This is a genomic window from Limnospira sp. (assembly GCF_051859755.1).
GTDB classification, from domain to species: Bacteria; Cyanobacteriota; Cyanobacteriia; order Cyanobacteriales; family Microcoleaceae; genus Limnospira; species Limnospira fusiformis.
Window position 1 is genome coordinate 1 of record NZ_JBIMLI010000223.1, and the last position, 4716, is coordinate 4716.

Below are 4716 nucleotides of genomic sequence, written 5' to 3' on the forward strand. Positions count from 1 at the left end.
CGAAGGTCTCGCACCATACTTGGTATTATACCGTATTGCCGTAAAATGTTAACCTAATTTGAGATGAAATCATGCTCTCTCAACAACGAATAAAGGGTTCATTGTAACACAACTTAGATTTTACCATTGCCCCCTACCCCGTGATTCCCCCGGAGCAAGGAGCCTGTCCATTATCGTGCGTTACCCCTAGGAAGAGTCAAACCCTCAGCGGCTGCTCGATATTCTTCCACCGCTTCGCTAAAGTCAATAGGAAGCACAGCCACGACATTTTCATGGGGACGGGGAATAATTACCCAAGTTTCCAAAGCCCCCCCATATACCTTCTCTACTGCTGCAATACCAGCATCCATAGCGGTTTTCACCTCGGAAACATCCCCTCGTATCATCACTGTAAACCGAGCGCTACCCGCCCGGATATAGCCCACCAGGGTGACACGACCCGCTTTAACCATTGCATCTGCTGCCGCTAAAATCCCTGGAAACCCCTTAGTTTCCAGTGCGCCCACTGCTTGTTGTGACATCAAAAACTCTCCTGAGTGAATAATAACCCGTCGCTGCACTTGAACTTGAGTCTAGCGACAATTGTTGACAAATTTACCAGAATATGCTATGTGTACATACTCTAAACCAGAGCGACCAGTTAGACTCGGAAGGGTTCGCTCTTGGGGGTATGGTGAATAGGAAGAACATCAACAATATTAGGCGGGGGGTTAGGAATGGTGTAGTGGGTAATAATTGTACACCCAAAGGTATTTTCCGCCGCTGCAATACCTGCCTCCATTGCGGGCTTAACTTCGGAAACTCCGCCCCGAATGGCAACCATAAACTCTCCCCGTTCTGCTAAATCAAAATATACTAAAGTCACCCGTCCAGCTTTAACCATTGCATCAGCCGCCGCCAGTACACCCGGAAAACCCAAGGTTTGAATTACACCCACCGCCTCTGGCATGGAATGTCTCCTCGCTCATTGATATTGCTCAAGCTAATTTTACGCCGAAAATAGCACTTAAACATACTATTGGTTTAGAAAACTTTAGGAACAGTGGACCGCCGAGTGATGATGGTTAACAGTAACCAGACCTCTGGTTCCCGATTCCCGATCGCTGGTATATATAAAATTAGATGGGTTAAGGGACAGACAAAATGGCCAAAGGACGTATAGCGGAAATTTTGCGGACAGGTAAACCGGGTGAAGCGGTAACAGTTCAGGGTTGGGTGAGAACTAAACGGGAGCTGAAGGAGTTTACCTTTGTTGAGGTTAATGATGGGTCTTGTATGGCTAACCTTCAGGTAGTCCTCAACCCCGATTTAACTGATTATGCAGCAATTTTACGACAACTGAACACCGGCGCATCGGTGGAAGTGACGGGAGAAATTGTCTCCTCTCCTGCTAAAGGTCAACGTATTGAACTGAAGGCTGATACAGTACAGGTCTATGGTGAGGCTGACCCTCAGACCTATGTTTTGCAGAAGAAGCGACACTCTTTTGAGTTCCTACGCACGATCGCCCATTTGCGATCGCGTACTAACACCTATGGCGCAGTCTTTCGGGTTCGTAACGCCTGTGCGGCGGCGGTTCACCAATTTTTCCAAGAAAGAGGCTTTCTGTGGATACATACCCCTATTATCACCGCCAGCGACTGCGAAGGCGCGGGAGAATTATTTTCCGTCACCAGTTTAGATCTCAATCATCTACCCCTCACGGAGACGAAAACTGTCGATTTCTCCCAAGACTTCTTTGGAAAACGCGCATTTCTTACCGTTAGCGGTCAACTCGAAGCTGAAATTATGGCTCTGGCTTTTGGTAATGTTTACACTTTTGGCCCCACTTTTCGGGCGGAAAATTCTAATACTTCTCGCCACTTAGCCGAGTTCTGGATGATTGAACCAGAAATGGCTTTTTGTGACCTTGATGGTAATATGGATTTGGCTGAGGCTTTCCTTAAACATATCTTTAAGTCGGTTTTAGAACAATGTCCAGAAGACCTGGAATTTTTTAACCAAAGAATTGATAATTCCGTCTTGGCTACGGCTGATAATATTATCAATAATGAATTTGAACGCATTACCTATACGGAGGCGATCGCACTACTAGAAAAAAGCGATCGCACCTTTGAATATCCCGTCAGTTGGGGCTTAGACCTACAATCCGAACATGAACGCTACCTAGCTGAAGAACTCTTTAAAAAACCCGTAATTGTGACCGACTACCCCCGTGAAATAAAAGCCTTTTATATGCGCCAAAACGACGACGAAAAAACCGTCCGCGCCATGGATGTTCTCGCCCCCAAAGTTGGCGAAATTATCGGCGGTTCTCAACGGGAAGAACGCTTAGATATCCTCCAAAAACGTATGGAAGCCTTACAAATTAACCCCGATGAATTATGGTGGTATTTGGATTTGAGGCGCTATGGAACTGTTCCCCATGCGGGTTTTGGTTTAGGCTTTGAACGGGTAGTTCAGTTTATGACAGGGATGGCTAATATTCGTGATGTAATTCCTTTCCCACGCGCTCCCCAAACCATTGATTTTTAAAGAGTCATTTACAGGGGTGTGTCAGTTTTGAAGTATCCCGTCATCATGACTACAGCCTGTTCAGAAATGATCTGATCATCTCTCAAAGTCCCTCTCCCTCTCTGGGATCCAGATTTAGGGTGAGGGGAATGTATTAAGCGACTGGTGAACAAGCTGTATTTCACCGTCGCTGGCGCACCCTACTAATCAAAGTCCCTCTCCCTCTCTGGGAGAGAGATATAGGGTGAGGGGAATGTATTAAGCGACTGGTGAACAAGCTGTATTTCACCGTCGCTGGCGCTACTAAATGTAATTAACAATATTGATTATTTGGAATTAAAGTTAAATAGGGATTTTTGCAACAGTTTAATACCTTTGTTGGCTACATCTGAATAACTCAACTCTCCCGCAAATATGCGGCTCATAGTCGCTGTGGCTGAAGGTTTTTTGACAGCTATTTGATAACCTAATTGAGGAAAACGGTAAAATATTTGAGCTAATTTCTGAGCAAACATCATCTGATTACCCCATTCCTCATTCATAACTTCTGTGTACTTATCTAAAGCATTAATATCCCCCCCTAGCGCTTGATTAATGGCTTCAGCCGCTTTTAAACCACTAAAAATAGATGGACGAATACCCTCAGCCGTAAATGGATCAACCACACAGGCGGCTTCTCCTGCTAAAACTGCATTTTGGGTATGTAATTTTTGTTGACCATCCCACAGAGAAATTGGATGTCCGCATTCAGTAGCATTATCTAAATTCAGGTTAAAAAATGTCGCATAATCTTCTAATATTCGTTTGAAATTTTGTGCTTTGCGTTGTTTAGAAAAAGCTCCAGCCCCCAGAGAATAGCCGTCAGCTTTAGGGAAATTCCAGCCATAACCACTATTGACTAAACCAAATTCAAAATATGTCTTCATATCCACAGGTTTAGATGTCGGTATTTCTAATTCTAACGCCCCCGCTACCAGTTTCTTTTGTTTGGTAAATCCTAACCATTTGGCTAGAGGACCTTTAGCACCATCCGCACCAATTAAATAACGACCAGTGTAGGTATCTTCCGGGGTTTTAACTAACCAGCGATCGCTTTGAAATTCTATCCCCAGAACCTCCGTATTATCTCTAACTGTAGCCCCTTTACTGATAGCCTGTTTGAGAATAAAGTAATCAAAAACCTCTCGCCTGACCATCCAAATCGGATTTATTTTTAATTCCACCTCTATGGGTTCCGATTTATTCCAGGTATAATAAACCATAACAGTTTTCAGGGAAATTGCCGGAGAAAAATCGAAATCAAACCAATCCTGAACTATCGGAGAAACTCCACCCCCACAGGGTTTATATCGTGGCAAAATCGCCTTATCAATAACTAAAATCGAATGACCTTTTTTCGCCAAATGATAGGCTGCTGTGGCTCCCGCTGGACCTGAACCTACAATAATACAATCAAAAATCATTAATTTATCCTTAAAATTAAAAGCAGGGAATTAAAGATTAGTCGGTGTTTTGACAATCTTCTCCCCCTGCTGTCTAACTATATTAACCTGGGCGGATTTATATCGCCGAGATAGGGCGGGTTTATGATCACAGGTATATGGCGGGTTTATGTGCATTCATCTGTTACTAGGATATACCGGGCGTGAACCCGCCCCTACCAATTACCATATACCCACATTGATTAAGGTTTCGGTTGGCGAACTGCTGGAGCCGCCGCCCCATAGTTGATCCGACACCCCACGTTAAAGATGCTTGAACCGCATTCTAAGGGTACTATTTGCTCATTGAGGATGGCGCTACAACTGACATACTCATCGCCATTGGTATCTCTGATCATACACCTAATCGGAGTCGCTCCAGAACTCTTGGACCAAGCCTTCATCCCTAACTCCGCTACCATATGAGACCAAAAAAATGACAGGAAACCGATCGCCACTACTACGGACAGAACTATTCCTACTTTCAGTTGCCAACTATTGATAATTTTAAGGAATTTATCCTTGAGGCTACTTACCGCCTCCACAGCATTATTACTGGTTTGCGTTGAATTATCTGTCATTTGTCTATTCTGATAGATTTACGCGACATTTTTCCGGTTCCGGACAATGCGACGATAGCACTGTTACCCGTTAAGGTAACAGAGGCGGTATCCCGCAAAGCTTTTAGAAAGATTCCCAAAGCACTGTTCCAGTCCCTGGG

At 44.4% G+C, this 4716-nt stretch carries 5 protein-coding genes and 1 pseudogene; 1 reads left to right on the forward strand and 5 read right to left on the reverse strand.

Translation table 11 applies throughout. The features are described from left to right. Positions 1-170 precede the first annotated feature (170 nt). Both ACTIE0_RS22810 and ACTIE0_RS22815 read right to left on the reverse strand, forming a co-directional pair. Entirely contained in the window at positions 171-521 is a 351-nt protein-coding gene (locus tag ACTIE0_RS22810) for a carbon dioxide-concentrating mechanism protein CcmK (RefSeq protein WP_006670274.1), read from the reverse strand. Positions 522-640: 119 nt separating this feature from the next. Next, positions 641-949, reverse strand: a complete 309-nt coding sequence (locus ACTIE0_RS22815; RefSeq protein ID WP_006622579.1) for a carbon dioxide-concentrating mechanism protein CcmK — start codon at positions 947-949, stop codon at positions 641-643. A 194-nt stretch (positions 950-1143) separates the two neighbouring features. Between ACTIE0_RS22815 and asnS the strand changes: the two genes are divergently transcribed. Further along, on the forward strand, positions 1144-2535 hold the full coding sequence (asnS, locus tag ACTIE0_RS22820) for an asparagine--tRNA ligase (protein WP_006622580.1): 1392 nt from the start codon (positions 1144-1146) through the stop codon (positions 2533-2535). A gap of 305 nt (positions 2536-2840) precedes the next feature. On the opposite strand, the gene ACTIE0_RS22825 is transcribed toward asnS, so the two are convergent. The 3 genes and pseudogenes from ACTIE0_RS22825 to ACTIE0_RS22835 all read right to left on the reverse strand — a co-directional run. After that, positions 2841-3977: a geranylgeranyl reductase family protein gene (locus tag ACTIE0_RS22825; RefSeq protein WP_006622581.1), complete on the reverse strand. Its 1137-nt coding sequence runs from the start codon at positions 3975-3977 to the stop codon at positions 2841-2843. Between the two features lie 221 nt (positions 3978-4198). Continuing rightward, entirely contained in the window at positions 4199-4576 is a 378-nt protein-coding gene (locus ACTIE0_RS22830) for a hypothetical protein (protein WP_006622582.1), read from the reverse strand. Beyond that, a pseudogene (locus tag ACTIE0_RS22835) lies at positions 4573-4716 on the reverse strand (nitrate ABC transporter permease); the annotation flags it as partial. The pseudogene ACTIE0_RS22835 and the gene ACTIE0_RS22830, both read right to left, overlap by 4 nt.

Excerpts from the sequence above, each read along its gene's own strand:
- ACTIE0_RS22810 (WP_006670274.1), bottom strand. The coding sequence starts at position 521 with ATGTCACAACAAGCAGTGGGCGCACTGGAAACTAAGGGGTTTCCAGGG.
- ACTIE0_RS22815 (WP_006622579.1), bottom strand. The coding sequence starts at position 949 with ATGCCAGAGGCGGTGGGTGTAATTCAAACCTTGGGTTTTCCGGGTGTA.
- asnS (WP_006622580.1), top strand. The coding sequence starts at position 1,144 with ATGGCCAAAGGACGTATAGCGGAAATTTTGCGGACAGGTAAACCGGGT.
- ACTIE0_RS22825 (WP_006622581.1), bottom strand. The coding sequence starts at position 3,977 with ATGATTTTTGATTGTATTATTGTAGGTTCAGGTCCAGCGGGAGCCACA.
- ACTIE0_RS22830 (WP_006622582.1), bottom strand. The coding sequence starts at position 4,576 with ATGACAGATAATTCAACGCAAACCAGTAATAATGCTGTGGAGGCGGTA.